At 43.9% G+C, this 20,808-nt stretch carries 18 protein-coding genes and 1 tRNA gene; 15 read left to right on the top strand and 4 right to left on the bottom strand.

Going from position 1 to position 20,808, the window contains the following annotated elements; translation table 11 throughout:
• Window positions 1-133 precede the first annotated feature (133 nt).
• The gene (gene glmS / locus HMPREF0373_RS00095; protein WP_044962425.1) at window positions 134-1,972 is read left to right on the top strand and encodes a glutamine--fructose-6-phosphate transaminase (isomerizing); all 1,839 of its coding nucleotides are present in this window, start codon (window positions 134-136) and stop codon (window positions 1,970-1,972) included.
• 266 nt (window positions 1,973-2,238) lie between these two features.
• A tRNA-Gly gene (locus HMPREF0373_RS00090) sits at window positions 2,239-2,311 on the top strand.
• Between the two features lie 628 nt (window positions 2,312-2,939).
• On the opposite strand, the gene deoD is transcribed toward HMPREF0373_RS00090, so the two are convergent.
• Complete coding sequence (deoD, locus tag HMPREF0373_RS00085) at window positions 2,940-3,662, bottom strand: purine-nucleoside phosphorylase (protein ID WP_021737477.1); 723 nt, start codon at window positions 3,660-3,662, stop codon at window positions 2,940-2,942.
• A gap of 132 nt (window positions 3,663-3,794) precedes the next feature.
• On the bottom strand, window positions 3,795-4,052 hold the full coding sequence (locus HMPREF0373_RS16215; protein ID WP_021737476.1) for a helix-turn-helix domain-containing protein: 258 nt from the start codon (window positions 4,050-4,052) through the stop codon (window positions 3,795-3,797).
• Between the two features lie 299 nt (window positions 4,053-4,351).
• Between HMPREF0373_RS16215 and HMPREF0373_RS00080 the strand changes: the two genes are divergently transcribed.
• From HMPREF0373_RS00080 to HMPREF0373_RS00060, 5 genes are all read left to right on the top strand, one after another.
• Window positions 4,352-5,410 carry a TRAP transporter substrate-binding protein gene (locus HMPREF0373_RS00080; protein WP_044962421.1) on the top strand — a complete coding sequence of 353 codons (1,059 nt, stop codon included), beginning with the start codon at window positions 4,352-4,354 and terminating at the stop codon, window positions 5,408-5,410.
• An 85-nt stretch (window positions 5,411-5,495) separates the two neighbouring features.
• Complete coding sequence (locus HMPREF0373_RS00075; RefSeq protein WP_021737474.1) at window positions 5,496-6,014, top strand: TRAP transporter small permease; 519 nt, start codon at window positions 5,496-5,498, stop codon at window positions 6,012-6,014.
• On the top strand, window positions 6,011-7,291 hold the full coding sequence (locus tag HMPREF0373_RS00070) for a TRAP transporter large permease (RefSeq protein ID WP_021737473.1): 1,281 nt from the start codon (window positions 6,011-6,013) through the stop codon (window positions 7,289-7,291). The genes HMPREF0373_RS00075 and HMPREF0373_RS00070 overlap by 4 nt, the downstream gene beginning before the upstream one ends.
• A gap of 101 nt (window positions 7,292-7,392) precedes the next feature.
• Window positions 7,393-8,148: an SDR family NAD(P)-dependent oxidoreductase gene (locus HMPREF0373_RS00065; RefSeq protein WP_022035781.1), complete on the top strand. Its 756-nt coding sequence runs from the start codon at window positions 7,393-7,395 to the stop codon at window positions 8,146-8,148.
• A 99-nt stretch (window positions 8,149-8,247) separates the two neighbouring features.
• Entirely contained in the window at window positions 8,248-8,601 is a 354-nt protein-coding gene (locus HMPREF0373_RS00060) for a cupin domain-containing protein (protein ID WP_021737471.1), read from the top strand.
• Between the two features lie 77 nt (window positions 8,602-8,678).
• Here HMPREF0373_RS00060 and HMPREF0373_RS00055 read toward each other — a convergent pair whose 3' ends face one another.
• On the bottom strand, window positions 8,679-9,434 hold the full coding sequence (locus HMPREF0373_RS00055) for a TIGR03915 family putative DNA repair protein (RefSeq protein WP_021737470.1): 756 nt from the start codon (window positions 9,432-9,434) through the stop codon (window positions 8,679-8,681).
• 103 nt (window positions 9,435-9,537) lie between these two features.
• Window positions 9,538-11,124: a putative DNA modification/repair radical SAM protein gene (locus HMPREF0373_RS00050; protein ID WP_044962419.1), complete on the bottom strand. Its 1,587-nt coding sequence runs from the start codon at window positions 11,122-11,124 to the stop codon at window positions 9,538-9,540.
• 271 nt (window positions 11,125-11,395) lie between these two features.
• Here HMPREF0373_RS00050 and tig point away from each other — a divergent pair, with 271 nt between their 5' ends.
• The 8 genes from tig to HMPREF0373_RS00005 all read left to right on the top strand — a co-directional run bounded on the left by tig (window position 11,396) and on the right by HMPREF0373_RS00005 (window position 20,427).
• Complete coding sequence (tig, locus tag HMPREF0373_RS00040; RefSeq protein WP_021737466.1) at window positions 11,396-12,739, top strand: trigger factor; 1,344 nt, start codon at window positions 11,396-11,398, stop codon at window positions 12,737-12,739.
• Between the two features lie 107 nt (window positions 12,740-12,846).
• A complete protein-coding gene (clpP, locus tag HMPREF0373_RS00035; protein ID WP_021737465.1) occupies window positions 12,847-13,431 on the top strand; it encodes an ATP-dependent Clp endopeptidase proteolytic subunit ClpP in 585 nt (194 codons plus the stop codon).
• Between the two features lie 23 nt (window positions 13,432-13,454).
• Window positions 13,455-14,714, top strand: a complete 1,260-nt coding sequence (gene clpX / locus HMPREF0373_RS00030) for an ATP-dependent Clp protease ATP-binding subunit ClpX (RefSeq protein ID WP_021737464.1) — start codon at window positions 13,455-13,457, stop codon at window positions 14,712-14,714.
• A 93-nt stretch (window positions 14,715-14,807) separates the two neighbouring features.
• Complete coding sequence (gene lon, locus HMPREF0373_RS00025; protein ID WP_021737462.1) at window positions 14,808-17,144, top strand: endopeptidase La; 2,337 nt, start codon at window positions 14,808-14,810, stop codon at window positions 17,142-17,144.
• A complete protein-coding gene (gene yihA, locus HMPREF0373_RS00020) occupies window positions 17,134-17,742 on the top strand; it encodes a ribosome biogenesis GTP-binding protein YihA/YsxC (RefSeq protein WP_022035786.1) in 609 nt (202 codons plus the stop codon). The genes lon and yihA overlap by 11 nt, the downstream gene beginning before the upstream one ends.
• Complete coding sequence (locus HMPREF0373_RS00015) at window positions 17,732-18,784, top strand: metal ABC transporter substrate-binding protein (protein WP_021737460.1); 1,053 nt, start codon at window positions 17,732-17,734, stop codon at window positions 18,782-18,784. Before yihA ends, HMPREF0373_RS00015 begins: the two co-directional genes overlap by 11 nt.
• Window positions 18,781-19,617 carry a metal ABC transporter ATP-binding protein gene (locus HMPREF0373_RS00010; RefSeq protein ID WP_021737459.1) on the top strand — a complete coding sequence of 279 codons (837 nt, stop codon included), beginning with the start codon at window positions 18,781-18,783 and terminating at the stop codon, window positions 19,615-19,617. Before HMPREF0373_RS00015 ends, HMPREF0373_RS00010 begins: the two co-directional genes overlap by 4 nt.
• Complete coding sequence (locus tag HMPREF0373_RS00005; protein WP_021737458.1) at window positions 19,618-20,427, top strand: metal ABC transporter permease; 810 nt, start codon at window positions 19,618-19,620, stop codon at window positions 20,425-20,427.
• Window positions 20,428-20,808 lie beyond the last annotated feature (381 nt).

Below are 20,808 nucleotides of genomic sequence, written 5' to 3'. Positions count from 1 at the left end.
TGTAGTTTGCTTTTTGAAAGAAAAATATAACTGTTGAAACAAAAGAAAAAAGGGAAATATACAGATGCAGCGTTCGACTTGAAGATGAGTGAAACGCAAAGCATGAAGTGGAAAGGTGAAAGGAGAAATTATCATGTGTGGAATTGTAGGATATATTGGTGATCAGCAGGCTGCTCCAATATTGCTTGCCGGTCTGGCAAAACTGGAATATCGAGGATATGATTCAGCCGGAATTTCAGTCCGTAATGAAACTAACGGTGAGATTGAAGTTGTAAAAGCAAAAGGACGTCTGAAAACACTGATTGAAAAGACGGATGAGGGTCATTCGGTATATGGCAGCTGTGGTATCGGTCATACCCGCTGGGCAACACACGGTGAGCCATCTGAGGCAAATGCGCATCCGCATTGTTCCGAAGGGAAAAATGTCGTGCTGGTACACAATGGAATTATTGAGAATTTCCAGGAATTAAAAGAAAAATTAGTAAAACGTGGTTATACCTTTTATTCCGAAACGGATACAGAAGTTGCCGTAAAACTGATTGATTACTATTATAAGAAAACAGCATCACCGGTGTCTGCCATTGCCACAGCAATGCTGCACATCAGAGGCTCTTATGCCTTTGGCGTGCTGTTCAAAGACTATCCGGACAAATTATTTGCGGCTAGAAAAGACAGTCCGCTGATCATTGGAAAAACAGCAGGTGCATCTCTGATCGCATCTGATGTTCCTGCCATTTTGGATCAGACACGTAACGTATATTACATTGATAATATGGAGATTGCAGAGCTGACCAGAGATGAAATCCATTTTTTCAATACAGATGAAGAAGAAATTGAAAAAGAGATGGTAGAGATCAAATGGGATGCTGAGGCAGCAGAAAAAGGCGGTTATGAGCATTTTATGTTAAAAGAGATCCATGAACAGCCAAAAGCCGTTCAGGATACCATTGGTGCTTACTTGAAAGGAAATCAGATAGATTTTTCAGAGATTGGTCTGGAAGATGAAGAACTGGCTTCTATCGAGCGTTTTTACATCATAGGCTGCGGATCCGCATATCATGTTGCGATGGCAGCAAAATATGTGTTGGAAGATATGACTCAGATTCCGGTAGAAATCGATATCGCGTCTGAGTTCCGGTATCGTAATCCGATCCTGGTGAAAAATTCACTGGTAGTGATCATTTCTCAGTCCGGAGAGACAGCAGACAGTCTGGCAGCCCTGCGTCTGGCAAAGGAAAAAGGAGCAGCAGTTCTGGGCATTGTCAATGTCGTTGGTTCAAGCATTGCCCGTGAGAGCGATTATACACTGTACACATATGCTGGTCCGGAGATTTCCGTTGCCACTACAAAAGCATACAGTACACAGCTGGTGGCTATGTATCTGGTAGCAATGCGTACTGCACAGATCAGAGGGCTGCTCAGTGATGAAGACTGTGAAAAAATGATCGCAGAACTGCAGACACTTCCGAAAAAAATACAGAAAATCCTGGATGACAAAGAGCGGATTCAGTGGTTTGCAAGTAAATATGCAAATGCAAAAGACATGTTCTTCCTTGGACGTGGACTGGATTACGCCATCAGTCTGGAAGGCAGTCTGAAAATGAAAGAAATCAGTTACATTCATTCCGAGGCTTATGCAGCCGGAGAGTTAAAACATGGAACCATCAGCCTGATAGAGGATAATACACTGGTAGTTGGTATCCTGACCCAGAGCAATTTGTATGAAAAGACGGTCAGCAATATGGTAGAAGTGAAGAGCCGTGGTGCATATCTGATGGGACTGACCACATACGGAAATTACAGTATTGAGGATAACGCAGACTTTTCCGTCTATGTACCGAAGACAGATCCGCATTTTGCCACCAGTCTGGCGATTATTCCGCTGCAGCTGTTGGGATATTATGTCAGTGTTGCAAAAGGCCTTGATGTGGATAAGCCGAGAAACCTTGCAAAATCTGTAACGGTAGAATAAAAACATATTTCTTTTGTCGGAGATGCAAAAAAGATAATAAAAGAAGTTTTATAGTGATAGAGAATTGCCCCGGATCCGGATGTTTAAAGCGGAAGGTTCCGGGGCGGTTTGTTCGAGCGTATACTTTGAGTGGATAATTGAATGAATTTTCTGAAAATACAGTATAATTTCGAACTTTATTTTTTTGCGTAAAAATGATTGACAGAAAGAGGGTTATCCTGTATATTATGTCTTGTGTTCAGCAAGAGCACAAAACAATAAGAATTGCGCGAGTGGCTCAGTTGGTGGAGCGCGACCTTGCCAAGGTCGAGGCCGCGGGTTCGAGTCCCGTCTCGCGCTCTTTTCATGCAAAGGGATATCCGATAGGATATCCCTTTTTGCATGAAATGAGCCCTGACGGGCTCAGAACAGGATTCACAGAATCCTGTTCGAGGTCTCGGAGTACATAAAGTCCTCCTCGGTCGGCGCTAACCATTGGTCTCCCAGACCAATAGCGCCGTCTCGCGCTCCTGCCCAACGGAATGTAGTGCAAATTCAAGTCGAACGCACGTGAGACTTGGTGCGTGAATCTGGTCAGCGAAAGCTGACATATTCTTCTCAGAATCACTGCACTCTACACTTCGTTTCGGTCGGCGCAAAACCATTGTCTCCCAGACAATGTGCGCCCTCGCGGAGCGTTTATCTCAGTCGGAGATTGTACTCCCACTGAGAAAGACTTGTTATTACTCACCACTTGCAGAAGTGGGAGTCTTCTCGACTGAGATAAATAGATCAAAGTTTCGGAGAAATGTAAATAAAGAAAAAGGGAACTCTTTCCTTGGCAAGCGATTGTCGCTGCAGAGGTAAGAGTTCCCTTTTTTATTTAATATTCAAGTCGAACGTATGTGAGACTTGGTGCATGAATCTGGTCAGCGAAAGCTGACATATTCTTCTCAGAATCACTGCACATCTACGCAAGCCACAAAACTTACAGGCTTCTCCATGCAGTCTCAAGTGCAATCTCGATCATTTCGTCAAAGGATTCCTGACGCTCAAGAGCAGTCAGTTCTTCATGACGGAACATGTGATCAGAGATGGACAGGATACTTAATGCTTTTTTGTGAGAAGCAACTGCTTCCCAGTAGATACCTGCTGTTTCCATCTCTACACAGAGCATTCCGAGATCACGGCACAGGGACGGGATATTGGAGTCTGCGTTGTAGAATACATCAGTTGTGAATACGTTTCCGACTTTGACACTTGCTTCTCTCTCTTTGCAGACAGATACTGCATCATTCAGCAGATCAAAATCAGCAGTCGGCGCGAGTGTTCCCGGGAAACCATACTGTACATCAAATTTTGAATTTGTGGAAGCACTCATGGCGATTACGACATCGCGTACTTTCATGTCATCGCGGAGTGCTCCGGCAGAACCTACACGGATAATGGAATCTACATCAAAGAAATTGTAGAGTTCATGAGCATATAATGTCATAGATGGGATTCCCATGCCGCTGCCCATTACGGAGATGCGTTTTCCTTTGTAAGTACCTGTGTAACCGTACATATTACGAACGGTGTTAAATAATTCCGGATTTTCCAGATATTTTTCTGCAATATATTTTGCACGCAGAGGATCGCCCGGCATCAGAACCACTTTTGCCACCTTTTCTTTTTCTGCGACAATACATGCGGAAGGTGTTGAAATCATATTGAATTCCTCCTGTTGTTATTTAATGTACACGCAGAATCATGCCCAAAACGACGTGTTTTGAAAGATTCCGGGAGTACATATCGTGTCTTTCTATTACCTATCACACTATACGTGATGAAAAATGAAATGTCAACAAAGTTTCCTGTTACAATTGCCCGTAAGAGATGGTTTCTTTGGGAATCCCGGGTGATCTGATAATCCAAGAAAATAGTCTGCGGATACATGATAATAATCACAGAGTGTAATGAGGTGATGAATGGGTAGCTCATTTGCACCACGTTCATAGCGTGCATACATGGTCTGGGAAGTACCTAAAATGTCTGCGATGTTCTGCTGTGTTTTATCATGATCTTCTCTGAGGTTCCGCATTCGTTGTATGTAATTCATGAAGAAATCACCATCCAGTTTTTTCCATCACATTAACATAGTACAAATATTTACTGATAAAATTAGTAAATATTTGTATTAACAAAAATGAGTAATAATGCAAAATAGACAGAAAATAATTGACTTTAGTAAATAAATATACTAAAATAGACAACATAGTAAAGAAATTTACTAAAAAGAGATGTGAAAAGTCCTAAAAAAAGCCACAAATATCAGCGCTGATTGGTGAAAATTTAAATGTCGACAAAATGATTCACATTTCGAAGAAACCATTCTTACACACACGAGGAGGCAGGGGAATGAAAAGAAAAATTTTAGCTGTTGTATTATGCGGTATTATGGCATTATCACTGGGAGCTTGCGGAAGCAAAGACAATGGTGGAAGTGCAAAAACAGATGATGGTTCTGCAAAGAAGGAAGCATCCGGCGGAGAGACTTACAATTGGCAGATTGGTAACGTTTTATCAGCTGATCAACCGTGGGATCTCGGCCTGAATAAATTTGCAGAATTACTGTCAGAGTATTCCGATGGCAGAATTACAGCTACTGTACAGAGTGGTGGTACATTAGGATCTGAGATTGAGATGCTTGAGGCTGTTCAGATGGGAACACTTGATATGTCTATCGCATCTACCCCTTCTTTATCTGGATTTACCGATTGCATGAACTACTTTGATTTACCGTACTTATTCAAAGCTACGGATTCTGCATGGTCCGTTATGGATGAATGGCTGGGACAGGATCGTTGTGAGGCACTGGAAGGTTCCGGATTCAAAGGACTTGGATTCTATGATAATGGTGAGTATATGATCGGTTCCAATAAGAAGCTTGTTCATCCGGAAGACGCAAAGGGGCTGCGTATCCGTGCACATTCTTCACAGTTACAGTGTGACTCACTTTCTTCCATTGGCGCAAATCCGTTAAGCGTTGCATGGGGCGACATTTATACTTCCTTACAGCAGGGAACCATTGATGGTGTATCAGGAACAACCCTTACAAATATGTATGGCGGTAAATTCTATGAGCAGTGTGATTACATCACGATGACAAAACATCATTTTATTCCGGCACCGGTTGTTATGAACGAGGATTTATGGAACTCTTTATCTTCTGAAGATCAGGAAATTGTTCAGAAAGCATTTAATGACTCTATTTCTTATCAGCGTGAGCAGGCAGCTTCCTATGTAGAGAAAGCAGTTGCAGAAATTGAAGACAGTGGTACAGAGATTGTTGAGATCGATGCAGACGAGTGGGCAGATGCGATGCATTCTACATATGATAAATGGGTAGGTACCAAGGGTATCGAGCAGGATATGATCGATAAGATTCAGGAATCTGAAAAGCAGTATCTGAAATAAAATCAGAACGCCTCTGGCATTCTTGATGGTATACATGTGAGAGGTATTTGGATAACTTTGTATATCAGTAATTAAAGGAGTTTATATGTCGAAAGGATTAAAAAAAGCAGGAAAGATAATCGGTGGGATTGAAGATTGGATGGTAATTGTACTGTTTACAGCAATGGTAGTAGTTACAATGGCAATCGTATTATGCCGTTATGTATTCAAAGTTCAGTTCGTGCCGGGCGAAGAAATTGCCCGTTATCTGATGATCTGGTGTGGTTATGCAGGAGCGGCCATGGGATTCCGCACACATGCTCATGTAGGTGTAGTTGTGTTTGCTGAAAAATTTCCAAAATCCTGGCAGCCGGTTATTATCAAAATCAGACACATAATCAGTACCGCAATTGTAGCAATCCTGTTTCTTGTAAGTTGCAATTGCCTGATGCAGTATATGGATAGTGGTAAGCTGACAACAGCTACTCACATTCCGACGGCAGTTGTATATTTAGTTATTCCGATTTCTATGGCACTGGCAATCGTACATACGATCGTTGATATCAAGGAAGATTTTGCTCCGGCAAAAACGGAAACAGCAGAAAGTGAGGGCGCGGAATTATGATAGGAACAATTTTATTCGTTACATTTTTAGTTTTACTTGTAATCGGTGCTCCTATCGCATTGTGTCTTGGTGCAGCAGCATTACTGGTTGTTTTTACAACCGGAGATGTGAGTCCGATCGTACTTGGACAGCGAATGTTCGGATCACTGGACAGTTTCACCATTATGGCCATTCCATTATTTATGCTGGCAGGCAATCTGATGTCTTCCGGAGGTATCTCCAAAAGACTGACAGATTTCTGTGATGCTATTCTTGGATGGATGCCGGGTGGATTAGGTGTTGTATCGATTCTGTCCTGTATGATTTTTGGAGCATTATCAGGTTCTCCGACAGCAACCTGTGCTGCAATCGGAAGTATTATGGTGCCGGCGATGATTGAAGCCGGATATGACAAACGGTTTGCACTGGCATCCGTAGCAGTCCCAGGTGTATTGGGCTGTATTATTCCTCCATCAACCGTTATGATTTCCTACTCATCTGTTACAGACGCATCCGTAGGAAGCATGTTCATGGGCGGTATCTTGCCAGGTATCCTGATGGGAGTTGCCATGATGATCGTTGCAGTAAAATATGGTATTTCACATAAAGATGTAAAACGTACTCCGTTTTCACTGAAAAATTTACTGCAGAAATTTGTAAAAGCAATTGGTGCGTTATTAGTTCCGGTTATTATCCTCGGCGGTATTTACGGAGGAATTTTTACTCCGACTGAGGCAGCAGGTGTTGCCTGTGCATATGGACTGATTGTTGGTATTTTTATATATCGTGAGTTAAATCCGAAGGAACTGAAGAAAGCGTTTGTTGGCTCCGGATCTACAACAGGTATGGTATTATTTATCATGGCTGCAGCAGCAATGTTCGGATACATTATGACACGTTACCAGTTGACCAATTCCATTGCAAACCTCATTATTGCCGTTTGCGGAAATAAATATTTATTCTTATTACTTGTTAATATCTTACTGCTTGTGGTAGGATGTTTTATGGAGACAACAGCAGCGATTCTTATCCTGGCGCCAATCCTGGCTCCGGTACTTGGTACGTTTGGTATCAACCCGGTACACTTTGGTGTTATTATGTGTATCAACCTGGCAATCGGATGTGCAACACCGCCATTAGGACTGAATCTGTATGTAGCAGCCGGACTTACAAAAGACCGTGTGGAAGTTGTTGTAAATAAACATACCGTGGCATACATTCTGGTAAGTATTGCAATGTTGTTCCTGATTACATATATTCCGGATATTGTTATGGTAATTCCGAACAGTATGATGTAATTGAAACGACCTGAGATAAGGTAAAATTATTTGGCAGATTACGATCATGAGTGATCGTACTCATGATTGTAAGGAAAAGAAAGATATTGAAAGGAGAAAAAATGTACGAATTAACAGGAAAAGTAGCAATCGTAACAGGTGCGGCAGCCGGACTAGGACAGGCTATAGCAGCTACATTCGCAAAACAGGGAGCAAAAGTAGTTCCAACTGACCGTCCGGGAGTTTCTATGGATGAGACCATTGAGATGTGCAAGAAAGCAGGCGTAGAGGAAGTATATACACATGATCTGGATGTTACAGACCAGGATTCCATCGCAAAAGCAATCGCAGATGTAAAGGAAAAATACGGAAGTATTGATATTCTGGCAAGCAACGCAGGATTAAACCGTCCGATGCCGTTAGATCAGGTTACACCGGAAGTGTGGGATTCAGTTATGAATGTAAACTTACGTGGTGCATTCTTCATGGCTCAGGCAGTGGCTCCGGTTATGAAAGCGCAGGGAAAAGGACGTATCATTTTCACAAGTAGCCAGGCAGGATTAGTTGCACGTGAAAATCAGCAGCCATATTGTGCAAGCAAAGGTGGTATCAATGCGATGACCCGTGCACTTGCTTATGATCTCGCTCCATTTGGTATTACTGTAAATGCAGTGGCACCGTGTTTTGCTATGACAGCTTTGACAAAAGCAAGACTGGAAGATCCGGAATATCGTGATATGGTACTTGGTATGATTCCGGTAGGCCGTGTGGTAGAACCGTCTGAAGTAGGGGCTGCATTCAACTACCTGGCATCTGATGAAGCTGCTATGATTACAGGACAGACACTGGTGATCGATGGCGGATGGACCATGTGGTAAAATCATATATTATTTTTTGACATGATTGGTATACCATGAGTATATAACAAGTATGTGCTATGTATATAACAAGTATGTGACGACCCAGAGGAGGCAGACATGGCTAAATATAAAATTACAAAAACAGATGAATATTATACATATGAACTTCCGGCACATAATGAGTGTAAACTGACGAGATTGCATGATCCGGCAGATGTAGAAGGGGGTAAATTGATCTTATCCCGCTCACATTTCCTGCCGGCTGGCGGCGGCACTGATTTCAGTACCAATGCAGCAGAGTCTATTTATTATGTGGCAAAAGGAAAACTGCTCTTCAAAGGCGAGGATGGTCAGGAAACCTTGCTTGAGGAAGGTGACAGTGTTCATATTGCAGCAAATTCTCCGAAATGCGTGACAAACGTAGGGGTAGAGACTGCCATTATGCTTGTGATTCTTCTTCCGGCTCAGTAAAGCGATTATTTACTTTCTTTGGATAATAATTTTCTCGAAAAGAACCTTCGGCTTCCCATTCCGCCGGAGGTTCTTTTTTACCTAAACTCTGTCATATGTTTACGGTACCAGATTGGCAGATGAGTACGTTGGCAGTTTGGGTTGTGGCGTTGTGTAATCTCAATCTGATGGAAAAAAGACTTCCACAGATCTGTAAATGGATCCACCTGATTTTCAACATGGCTGAGCCGGTGAAATTCTTCCTTGGACAATGTGGTCAGATAAGTCGGCGCATCTGCCGGATGGATGGCAGCGGTTCTCCGGGTGGCATCGATAATCATCCAGTTTTCTGATGGCATACGGTCATCGAACGCTGGATAGAGTAGTGTCAGAATATCGGATTTTGGTTTTATATGAGCCAGCAGTACACTGTCCGGAAGTGCCTGAAAGCGCACACATTCCCGGAAGAGATGAGCTTCATTCATAACTTTGCGGTTCAGTTCAAAGACCGCATTGACGTAAGGATGCTGCAGCATATCGGTAAGTTGTGCCGGATAGGCGAATCCAAGTAGCAGAAACCGGTAGATACGGTCCAGCTTATCCGGATGGTCCGACAAGGCGCAGCGATAAACCATAAGGTAGGCAGTGGAAGAAATTTTCTGCTGGATGGAACGGACGACTTTCCGGGCTTTTACAGGATCAGAGGTGACGGTGCGGTACTCACAGAAGAGTTCCATGGTTCCTAGGGGCTCTGTCTTCAGTCGGATGTTCTGGTGTCCTTCTTTGGAAGCCCAGGCGTCATAGATACAGGTCATCATGGCTTCAAAGGTATCTTCACATGTATAGACAATCATAAGATCAGTTCTCCTTCTTGTTTCATTTTTTGTTATGTAAAGCAGACATAAGCATCCCCCTATCCACTGCTTAGTACTCTACACACTTGACGTGGGGGAATGCTTATTCTGCGTTCATAAAATCAAACAGAGATAACTGTTCATAGCGTGTATCCGGGTAGGAGATGGCATACCCCGTGCGGGCATCCAGTCCGGTAAGCTGGCGTGTAATAAAGGATTCTTCCAACCGGATTGGCACATGCATTTTGCCATTACAGGTAATAAAATATTGTGCCCGTTTTAAGACAACACCCATTTTCCGGATACTGTCAAAGGAGAGAGGAGCCATACGGCGGGCTTTCAGAATACGCAGGGCAGATTTACTGCCAATGCCCGGAACACGCATCAGGGTGGCATAGTCCGCAGTGGTAACTTCAATCGGAAACTGTTCCAGATGCCGCAGCGCCCAGTCACATTTCGGATCCAGAGCGAGATTGAAATTTGGACGATCCGGAGTCAGCAGTTCAGAAGCATGGAAGCCGTAATAGCGCAGCAACCAGTCTGCCTGGTAGAGCCGGTGTTCCCGCAACAGCGGTGGTGGTGTGCCGATGGCAGGAAGGGTGGAGTCGTCATTCAGAGGGATGTAGGCGGAATAGAATACACGTTTCAGATCAAAATTCTGATAGAGTGCCTGCGTAGTAGACAGAATCTCAAAATCCGTTTCACCAGTGGCACCGATGATCATCTGGGTACTTTGGCCGGCGGGGGCAAAGGGACGATCCGGGTGACCGGAAATAGCAGCTGATGGAGCGGAGTCTTTGCACACAGAGTGAGGAGTATACTGTTGGGAAAGTTCCGGTGAGGCAGAGTGTAAGTGTCTGGGTTCAGTTGCTAAGGCAGATGGTGACAATGTCTGAATTTTATGATCAGGTTTTTCGGATACATGCAGAATCTCCGGCGTCAGGGCATTCGGTGTAAAAATTCCGTCCGATAAACCATCCAATGGCTGTGTTTCTGAAAAAATGCTGTGTTCCAGGTATTGGTTGCCGGTACTACGCTCCATAAAGGCACTTTTTCCAATGGCAAGGCGATATCCGCTGATCCGCTGCTGCATGCGGCGCATGGGAGTCAGAATGGATGCACGGGTTTTCTGTGGCGCAAGCGTGGCCAGTCCTTCCGCCGTGGGAAGTTCCAGATTGACACTCATGCGGTCAGCCAGATAGCCCACCTGTTCCAGCAGATCATCCGGAGCATAGGGGATGGCTTTGACATGGATGTAGCCGTTGAAATGGTAGCGGGTGCGCAGCAGAAACAGTGTCTGATACATCAGTTCCATTGTGTGTGTCGGATTCTTATACACACCGGAACTCAGAAACAGGCCTTCGATATAGTTGCGTCTGTAAAATTCGATTACCAGCTGACAGATCTCATCCGGGGTAAATGTGGCACGGCGGCAGTCGTTGTCGGCGCGGCTCTGGCAGTAGCGACAGTTATAGATACAGTCGTTACTCAGCAGGATCTTCAGCAGGGAGATACATCTGCCGTCCCCGGCAAAACTGTGGCAGATGCCGGCGGCACAGGAATTGCCAAGAGAGCCCTTTTTTCCGCGGCGGTCTACACCGCTGGAAGTACAGGATACATCGTATTTTGCCGCATCGGATAATATTTCCAGTTTTTCCTGTAAGGAAAGTGTTGTATGATAAAGTTCCATGAATGATACCTCTGTTGAAAAAAAGAACATGTGTTCGAGTATAACAACAGATTATCACGGAGAACAGGAAAAATCAACAGGAAAAAAGATTCTTTTATATAATTTTTATCGTTGCCTGCGCCTGAAAAGCCAGGTTATAATTCTGGGGGGGATTATTGCTTGCAATTATAAAATCTGTGTGTTATAATCCAAAAATGACTGTAAGTAGTAGAAGTATACCTTTTTCTAAGAAAATACAATGACTACATAGATATAAAGGAGGAAATTGTCAATGAGCGTACAGGTGGAAAAGTTAGAAAAAAATACAGTAAAGCTTACCATTGAAGTTCCGGCTGAAGAGCTGGAGAAAGCACTTCAGGAAGCATATAACAGACAGAAGAAAAATATCAGCATGCCGGGATTCCGTAAAGGAAAAGTTCCGAGAGCTATGGTTGAGAAAATGTACGGTGTAGGCGTATTCTATGAAGACGCAGCAAACGCACTGATTCCGCAGGCATATGCTGATGCAGCAAAAGAGTGTGGAGAGGATATCGTATCCAGACCGGTTGTTGATATCACTCAGATCGAGAAAGGCAAACCGTTCATCTTCACAGCAGAAGTTGCTACAAAACCGGAAGTAACACTTGGTAAATACATCGGTGTAACAGTTACAAAAGTAGACGGAACTGTAACAGATGAGGACGTAACAGCAGCAATCGACAAAGAGCGTGAGAAAAATGCAAGAACAATCAACGTTGAGGATCGTGCCATCGAGAACGGTGATACAGCAGTGATTGATTTTGAAGGATTCGTAGACGGTGTTGCATTTGATGGCGGCAAAGGTGAGAACCACTCTTTAGAAATTGGTTCCGGAAGCTTCATCCCGGGATTTGAAGATCAGCTGATCGGCAAAAACGCTGGTGATGACGTAGACGTAAACGTTACATTCCCGGATGAGTATCATGCAGAAGATCTCGCTGGAAAAGAAGCTACATTCAAAGTTAAAATTCATGAGATCAAAGCGAAAGAGATTCCGGAGCTGGATGATGAGTTTGTTCAGGATGTATCCGAATTCGATACCGTTGCTGAGTACAAAGACAGTGTAAAAGCAAAATTAGAAGAGCAGAAACAGAACGAGATTAAACGTGCATACCAGGATGAAGCAATCGATAAGATCGTTGATAAATCTACAATGGAACTCCCGGATGCAATGATCGATACACAGTGCGAGAATATGATCAACCAGTTCGCACAGCAGATGGCACAGCAGGGTCTGTCTATGGATCAGTACCTTCAGTTCTCCGGACTGACACTGGATCAGTTAAAAGAGCAGGTTCGCCCGGATGCAATCACACGTATCAAGAGCAGCCTTGTTCTTGAGCAGATTGCAAAAGAAGAGAACATTGAGATCACAGATGCAGATGTAGATGCTGAGATTGAGAAAATGGCAACTATGTACAACATGGAAGCTGACAAACTCAAAGAGTACATGGGCGAGGATGAGAAAGAGAACATGAAACAGGATCTGGCTGTACAGAAAGCAGTTGAACTGATCACTGAGTCTGTAAAACCTCGTGCAAAAGCAAAAACAAAAAAAGAGAAAGAAGCAGAAGCTGAGACAGAAGCAGCTGAATAATTCTCAAAGAGCAGCAGGAATCAGATATCCTGCATGACAAAGTAAAGATACGAAAGCAGATCGTGCCGGCGAGGCCGGTCTGCTTTTCATGTTTAGGAGGTAGCAATATGAGTTTAGTACCTTACGTTGTTGAACAGACAAGCAGAGGCGAGCGGAATTATGATATTTATTCCCGTCTGTTAAAAGACAGAATCATTTTCCTGGGAGAAGAGGTAAATGAGACCACAGCAAGTCTGATTGTGGCACAGTTACTGTTCCTGGAGTCTGAGGATCCGGGTAAAGATATCCAGTTGTATATCAATTCCCCGGGTGGAGTAGTTTCCTGCGGTCTGGCAATTTATGATACAATGCAGTATATTAAGTGTGATGTTTCTACCATTTGTATCGGTATGGCAGCAAGTATGGGCGCGTTTCTGCTTGCGGGTGGAACAAAAGGAAAACGTTATGCATTACCAAATGCAGAGATCATGATCCATCAGCCGTCCGGCGGAGCAAAAGGACAGGCTACAGATATTCAGATTGTAGCGGAGAATATACTGAAGACAAAAGAACGCTTGAATCGTATTTTATCTGAGAATACCGGTCAGCCTTATGAAGTTGTAGCTGCAGATACTGAGCGTGACAATTATATGACAGCTGAAGAAGCAAAAGCATACGGTCTTATTGATGCCGTAATTACAAACAGACAGTAAAGGTAGCGTGGGAGTAAGATTGAATGGCAGGAAGAATAAATCAGAGCGATAAAATCCGTTGCTCTTTTTGTAATAAAACCCAGGATCAGGTACACAAACTGATCGCTGGACCGGCAGGCATCTTTATCTGTGATGAGTGCATTGAGACCTGCAATGACATTCTCGAGGAAGAGATGCAGGATTACGAGGATAATGACAGCATGGATATCAACCTGTTGACACCGGAAGAAATCAAAGGATTTCTGGATGACTATGTTATTGGACAGGATGAGGCAAAGAAAGTATTATCTGTAGCAGTTTACAATCATTACAAACGTATTCTGGCTGAGCCGGATCTGGATGTGGAACTGCAGAAAAGTAATATTCTGATGCTGGGTCCAACCGGTTCCGGTAAGACTTTGTTGGCACAGACACTGGCAAAAATTCTGAACGTACCGTTTGCAATCGCAGATGCGACGACATTAACGGAGGCCGGATATGTTGGTGAAGACGTGGAAAATATTTTGCTGAAGATCATTCAGGCAGCAGACTATGATGTGTCCAAAGCAGAGTACGGCATTATTTATATTGATGAGATTGATAAAATCACCCGTAAGTCAGAGAATGCATCTATTACAAGAGATGTTTCCGGTGAAGGAGTACAGCAGGCACTGCTGAAGATTCTGGAAGGAACTGTTGCGTCTGTTCCGCCACAGGGTGGCAGAAAGCATCCGCAGCAGGAACTGATCCCGATTGATACCACAAATATTTTGTTTATCTGTGGTGGTGCTTTTGAAGGCATTGATCGAATCATTGAAAATCGTATGGATCGAGGTTCCATTGGCTTTAATGCGGAATTGGCAGGAACGAATGATAAAAATATCAGCGAATTGCTGAAAGATGCACTTCCGCAGGATTTTGTTAAATTTGGTATGATTCCGGAGTTCATGGGTCGTGTACCAATTACAGTATCTCTGGAAGCTTTGGAGCGGGAAGATTTGATCCGCATCCTGAAAGAACCGAAAAATTCTCTGTTGAAGCAGTATCAGAAGCTGTTTTCACTGGATGAAGTGGAACTTGTTTTTGAAGATGATGCCCTGGAGGCAGTGGCAGATCTGACAATCAACAGAAAAACAGGGGCGCGTGGTTTGCGTGCCATCATGGAAAATGTCATGATGGATCTGATGTATCGGATTCCGTCTGACAAAAATATCAAAAAGTGCACGATTACAAAAGCAATGGTGGAAGGAACTGATGAAGCGGTTCTTGAGTACCGCAATGGTGCAATTGAAACTGAGAATTAAAAGAGAGGGAAATACGGCTAAAAAGTGTTTCCTGTTTTGCAGGGGCGGGGTCAGATATGACACCGCCCATTTGTTAAGAGAGAGAGGAACAATATGGGTGAAATTTTGAAAGAATTACCTGCGGTGATCCTGCGTGGGTCCGTACTGCTCCCGGGTGTGGTGTCGCATTTTGATATCAGCACTCAGCAATCCATTCATGCCGTGGAAGCGGCGATGAATGACGACAATCACATTTTTCTGGTGACGCAGAAGGATATGCAGACCGAGCATGCCAAACAGGAAGATGTCTATACTATCGGTGTGGTTGCGGAGATCAAGCAGATCGTAAAAATGCAGAATCATGTAGTCCGGGTAATTGTGGAATCGAAACAAAAGGCGGAACTGGCCTATTTTATAGAGAAAGAAGAATTACTAAAAGCACAGGTTGTGCTGGAAGAGGAAGAGAACGTGCAGGAGCAGCTGCCACCGGAAGTGGAGGAAGCGATGCTGCGCAGTCTGCAGGAAAAATTGTTGTCTTACTGTACTTCCAATCCAAAAATCGGGAAAGAATTAAAGAAGCAGGCAGAGGGGCTCAACAAGCTGAAAAGTTTCATTCAGGTAGTGGGCGGTACACTGCCTCTTGGTTATGAAAAACGTCAGGAACTTCTGGAAGCAGATTCGCTCACTGCACAGTATGAGATCCTGATGAAGATTCTGCTTTACGAAACAAATATCCAGCAGATTAAGAACGAACTGCAGGAAAAGGTAAAAGAGAGGATAGATCAGAATCAGAGAGAATATATTCTCCGGGAAGAGATGAAAGTCATCCGGGAGGAACTGGGAGAAGATAATACCACTTCTGATATCAGGCAATTTGAGGAATCACTGGAGAAACTGGAGGCTGATGACACAGTCAAAGAGCGGATCAAAAAAGAAATTGTCCGGTTTAAAAATGTGGCAAACAGCCCGTCGGAAGGCAGTGTAGTGCGCGGCTATATTGAGACATTACTGGATCTGCCATGGAATAAGAAATCTGTGGACAATACAGATCTGAAAAATGCGGAGCAGATTCTGAATGATGATCACTATGGTCTGGAAAAAGTAAAAGAACGTGTGCTGGAGTTTTTGGCTGTCCGCGGACTGACAAAAGGAGGCGAAAGCCCGATCATCTGTCTGGTGGGACCTCCCGGAACCGGTAAGACAAGTATTGCCCGTTCTGTTGCCAGGGCACTGGATAAAAAGTATGTCCGCATCTGCCTGGGAGGTGTGAAAGATGAGGCAGAGATTCGTGGTCATCGCCGGACTTATGTTGGGGCTATGCCGGGACGTCTGATCCAGGGCATCCGGCAGGCCGGAGTGAAGAATCCACTGATGCTGTTGGATGAAATTGATAAAATGAGCAGTGATTACAAGGGAGATCCATCTTCCGCTATGCTGGAAGTGCTGGATTCTGAACAGAATGCCAAGTTTATCGATCACTATGTAGATATGCCGGTGGATTTATCTGAGGTGCTGTTTATCGCAACGGCCAACGATGTACATACGATTCCACGTCCGTTATTGGATCGTATGGAACTGATCGAGGTATCCAGCTATACGGAAAACGAAAAGATGCATATCGCAAAGGAACATTTGCTGGGCAAGCAGATTGGAAAAAATGGACTGGAGCCGGAACAGTTGACAATTACCGATGAGGCGATGCATCAGATCATCAGCGGATATACCAGAGAAGCAGGTGTGCGTAACCTGGAGCGTAAAATAGGCGAAATCTGCAGAAAAGCAGCTAGAGAGATTTACGAAGGAACCTGTGAATCCGTGTTTGTAGATGAAAAACAGCTGGAACAGTATCTCGGCAAAGAACGGTTTCATGTGGACCGGATCAATGAACAGGACGAGATCGGTATCGTGCGTGGCCTGGCATGGACCAGTGTGGGGGGTGATACGCTGCAGATCGAAGTTAATGTGATGCCGGGCAAAGGCGAATTTAAACTGACAGGTCAGCTGGGAGACGTGATGAAAGAGTCTGCACAGGCAGGCATCAGTTATATCCGTTCTATCGGTGCGTCTTATGATATTCCGGAAGACTTTTTTACAAAACACGATATCCATATCCATATTCCGGAGGGGGCTGTGCCGAAGGATGGTCCATCTGCCGGTATTACCATGGCGACGGCAATGCTGTCTGCTATTACAAAGAAACCGGTGCGTGCGGATGTGGCAATGACCGGTGAGATCACATTGCGTGGTCGCGTGCTGCCAATCGGCGGTCTGAAAGAAAAATTACTGGCAGCAAAGACTGCAGGTATCCGTACCGTATGCGTTCCGGCCCAGAATGAAGCGGATATAGCAGAGATTTCTGAAGAAATCCGGGAAGGTCTTCAGATCTGTTACGTTAAAAAAATGGAAGAAGTGCTGAAAATCGCAATGAATGGAGGAACCAATGATCATTAAAAATGCTTCACTGGAAACGGTGTGTGGCTACACCAGTAAATTACCGAAAAATACAAAGCCGGAGATCGCATTTGCCGGAAAATCAAATGTGGGAAAATCATCTCTGATCAACGCCCTGATGAACCGCAAGGCACTTGCCCGCACTTCCGGTCAGCCGGGCAAGACACAGACCATCAATTTTTATAATATCAACGATGAACTGTACCTGACGGATCTTCCGGGGTATGGTTTTGCAAAAGTATCTCAGAAGGAAAAAGAAAAATGGGGAACTATGATCGAGAATTATCTGAATAGTTCCGAACAGCTGCGGGCAGTATTTCTGTTGGTGGATATCCGTCATGAGCCATCTGCGAACGACAAAATAATGTACGAGTGGATGGTATATCAGGGCTTTCATCCGATTATTATTGCTACAAAGGCAGATAAGGTCAAGCGCAGTCAGCTTCAGAAACAGTTAAAAGTGATTCGTCTGGGGCTGAATACGGAAAAAGGAGCCATTTTGATCCCGTTTTCCGCTGAAACAAAACAGGGAAGAGAAGAAATCTGGAATCTGGTGGATCAGATTTTAGCATCATCAGGAGAGACAGATGAAGAATAAATATGTATTTACCGCAGTGCTGCTGGCAGTAATCCTGTTTGTGGGAAACATGCTGACCATGGCATATGTCAGAACAGAGCAGAGCCGCGAACAGTTGAAAGAAGGCAATCTGCTGGTAGTGACATCTTTTTATCCGATGTATGTTGCTGCAGAAAATGTTATCGGTGATGTGGAAGGCGTGACACTGGAGAACTTAAGTGAGCCTCAGACCGGTTGTCTGCATGATTATCAACTGACAGCGGCAGACATGAAACTGCTGTCCAAAGCAGATGTGTTTATCGTAAATGGCGGCGGTATTGAGTCCTTTTTGTCTGATGTGGCAGAATCTTATCCGAATCTGAAGATTATTCAGGCCTGCGATGGAATTGAGCTATTACAGGCGGCAGAAGGAACGGAAGATGTCGATTCGGATGAAGCGGAATCAGAAGAACACCTGCATGAGACGGAAACAGCAGATACGAAGGCGGAAAGTGATGTTCATGACGAAGAGGCCGATCATGCAGATCACGATCATTCAGAGCATTCACATGGGGATGAAAATGCTCATGCATGGATGAATCTGGCGGATTATCAGATTCAGGTCCAGAACATTTGTGAGGGGCTTTCCGAAGCTGACAGTGTCCATGCAGAGCAATATGCAAAACATGCACAGACCTATCAGGGGAAAGTGCGGGAATTACAGCAGGAAGTAGCAGAACTTTCTTCGCAGATTGCTGCACAGCCGGTGGTGGTTTTTCATGAAGCATATGAATATATCGTACAGGAATATGGACTGACACTGGCCGGTGAGATGAATCTGGACGAAGAACGCCAGGTTAGTGCCGGTGAAGTGGCAGATATTTTGCATGCAATAGAAGAGAACCATGTTTCTGTTGTGCTTGCAGAAAAACTGTATGGCACAGACATGGGAGAAATGGTAGCAAAACAAAGCGGCGTCAAAGTTATTTATCTGGATACACTGACCAGGGGAGATTATTCGGCAGACAGTTATCTGGAAGGCATGAAAAACAATATTGAACAGTTGAAAGAGGCATTCCAATGATGAAAAAAATTATGCAGCCCTGTGGTTTGCACTGTATCAAAATGCAGGATATCGGTGTGACCATCGGGGAACAAAACATCTTGCAGCATGTGAATCTGCATATCCACTGTGGCACCCTGGCGGCGGTGATCGGGAAAAACGGTGCAGGTAAATCCACGCTCATCCGGGCCATTCTCGGAGATATTCCACACACAGGAACCATTGAATTCAAAAATCGGGAAAATGGACATATGCAGAAGATGCGCATCGGCTATGTGCCACAATCTCTGAATATTGAGAAAAAGACACCGATCAGCGTCTATGACATGATTGCAAGTTATCAGAGCCGTTATCCGGTTTTTTGGAAAAAAAGTAAAAAACTATATGAAAAAATAGAAGAACATCTGACAGTTTTCAAGGCAGAAGAACTCATTGACAAACAGGTGTGTAATCTGTCCGGAGGTGAGCTGCAGCGTGTGCTGCTTTCTATGGCTGTTATGGATGAACCCAACCTGCTCCTTCTGGATGAACCGGTGTCCGGGATTGATCAGAACGGTATGGATCTGTTTTACCATACTATCTCTGAGTTGAAGAGGCATTACGATCTGGCGATCATTCTGATTTCCCACGATCTGGATTATGTGGCACAATATGCAGATCAGGTAATTCTCATCGATGGAACCGTGAAAAAGCAGGGGACTGTACGTCAGGTGTATGAAAGTGAAGAATTTCAGGAAGTATTTGGCAAGTTTGATCTGGAAAATTACAAACCGAGCCGTCAGGTAAAGGAACAGAAGGAAAAAGAGATTGCCATGCCGAAACACAACCATAGTTTATGGAAGGAGGACGTGTAAATGAGTGGAATAACCTCCTTGTTTCAGTATGATTTTATGAGGAATGCATTTCTGGCGGTTCTGATTATCACACCGCTGTTTGGTATTCTTGGTACTATGATCGTCAATAATAAAATGGCATTTTTTTCAGATGCATTAGGGCATTCTGCTCTGACGGGAATTGCCGTGGGCGTGGTATGCGGAATCCCGGATACAAATCTGTCCATGGTGATCTTTGGAATTGTTTTTGCATTGTTACTAAACTGGATCAAAAGTAAAAGTACCGCATCGACGGATACGATTATCTCAGTCTTTTCTTCCTGTTGTATCGCTATCGGTCTGGCAATTTTGTCCCGTGGCGGCAATTTCAGCAAATATTCCAGCCTGTTGGTAGGGGATATTCTCAGTATTACGAAGAGAGAACTCGTTTATCTGTTGTTGATCTTCCTGGCAACCATTGTATTTTGGATTTTGTGTTATAACCGTCTGCAGGCTATCAGTCTGCACCGGACGCTTGCAAAGAGCAAACATATCCGGATCCGGTTGGTCGAGAACCTGTTTTCTGTATTTATTGCGCTGATGGTTATGCTATCTATTAAATGGGTGGGAATTCTGATCATCAATGCATTGTTGATCCTGCCGGCGGCGTCCAGCCGAAATATATCGGAGAATCTGAGGGAATATCATTTCTTCTCGATTTTGTATTCTGTTTTTTCGGGAATTGTAGGATTATTTATATCCTATTATACAAATGTAGCAACCGGACCGATGATTGTGATCATTGCATCGGTGATATTCTTTGCGACATATTTTTATGGCAGAAACCGCTAGGATTTTGTGTGAATGAAAAAATTTAGGGTTTTAGGTTGTGAAAACGCCAGTCATCAATCTTACCTCTGCAGCTAATAATCGCTTGCCGAGGAAAGATTGCCTGACTGGCGTTCATTTACATTTACGAATATCCTGAAATTTTTCACCACACGGCACTGCGTGCCACACTCATTGAAAGATTATCGAAAATATCATTTCTTTGTATTCGTGCAATTATCATATTAATTATGTGCATGTGGTATGCAATAGAATTGTACAAATAATTTACACAATTCACACAATAACGATAAAAAACGGGAGATGACCTACTTTAGAAAAAGCGGCCAAAATGTGTTGACTTCTGCCGTATGCAGTGCTATTATAAGCAAGCTGTCGCTGATG

This window comes from Eubacterium ramulus ATCC 29099, assembly GCF_000469345.1.
Taxonomy (GTDB): Bacteria; Bacillota; Clostridia; order Lachnospirales; family Lachnospiraceae; genus Eubacterium_I; species Eubacterium_I ramulus.
The sequence above is the reverse complement of the archived record's forward strand: the minus strand, read 5'-3'. Positions and strand labels throughout refer to the sequence as shown.

Bases quoted from the DNA above. Each gene is read 5' to 3' on its own strand.
- glmS (WP_044962425.1), top strand. From the start codon at position 134: ATGTGTGGAATTGTAGGATATATTGGTGATCAGCAGGCTGCTCCAATA.
- deoD (WP_021737477.1), bottom strand. From the start codon at position 3,662: ATGATTTCAACACCTTCCGCATGTATTGTCGCAGAAAAAGAAAAGGTG.
- HMPREF0373_RS16215 (WP_021737476.1), bottom strand. From the start codon at position 4,052: ATGAATTACATACAACGAATGCGGAACCTCAGAGAAGATCATGATAAA.
- HMPREF0373_RS00080 (WP_044962421.1), top strand. From the start codon at position 4,352: ATGAAAAGAAAAATTTTAGCTGTTGTATTATGCGGTATTATGGCATTA.
- HMPREF0373_RS00075 (WP_021737474.1), top strand. From the start codon at position 5,496: ATGTCGAAAGGATTAAAAAAAGCAGGAAAGATAATCGGTGGGATTGAA.
- HMPREF0373_RS00070 (WP_021737473.1), top strand. From the start codon at position 6,011: ATGATAGGAACAATTTTATTCGTTACATTTTTAGTTTTACTTGTAATC.
- HMPREF0373_RS00065 (WP_022035781.1), top strand. From the start codon at position 7,393: ATGTACGAATTAACAGGAAAAGTAGCAATCGTAACAGGTGCGGCAGCC.
- HMPREF0373_RS00060 (WP_021737471.1), top strand. From the start codon at position 8,248: ATGGCTAAATATAAAATTACAAAAACAGATGAATATTATACATATGAA.
- HMPREF0373_RS00055 (WP_021737470.1), bottom strand. From the start codon at position 9,434: ATGATTGTCTATACATGTGAAGATACCTTTGAAGCCATGATGACCTGT.
- HMPREF0373_RS00050 (WP_044962419.1), bottom strand. From the start codon at position 11,124: ATGGAACTTTATCATACAACACTTTCCTTACAGGAAAAACTGGAAATA.
- tig (WP_021737466.1), top strand. From the start codon at position 11,396: ATGAGCGTACAGGTGGAAAAGTTAGAAAAAAATACAGTAAAGCTTACC.
- clpP (WP_021737465.1), top strand. From the start codon at position 12,847: ATGAGTTTAGTACCTTACGTTGTTGAACAGACAAGCAGAGGCGAGCGG.
- clpX (WP_021737464.1), top strand. From the start codon at position 13,455: ATGGCAGGAAGAATAAATCAGAGCGATAAAATCCGTTGCTCTTTTTGT.
- lon (WP_021737462.1), top strand. From the start codon at position 14,808: ATGGGTGAAATTTTGAAAGAATTACCTGCGGTGATCCTGCGTGGGTCC.
- yihA (WP_022035786.1), top strand. From the start codon at position 17,134: ATGATCATTAAAAATGCTTCACTGGAAACGGTGTGTGGCTACACCAGT.
- HMPREF0373_RS00015 (WP_021737460.1), top strand. From the start codon at position 17,732: ATGAAGAATAAATATGTATTTACCGCAGTGCTGCTGGCAGTAATCCTG.
- HMPREF0373_RS00010 (WP_021737459.1), top strand. From the start codon at position 18,781: ATGATGAAAAAAATTATGCAGCCCTGTGGTTTGCACTGTATCAAAATG.
- HMPREF0373_RS00005 (WP_021737458.1), top strand. From the start codon at position 19,618: ATGAGTGGAATAACCTCCTTGTTTCAGTATGATTTTATGAGGAATGCA.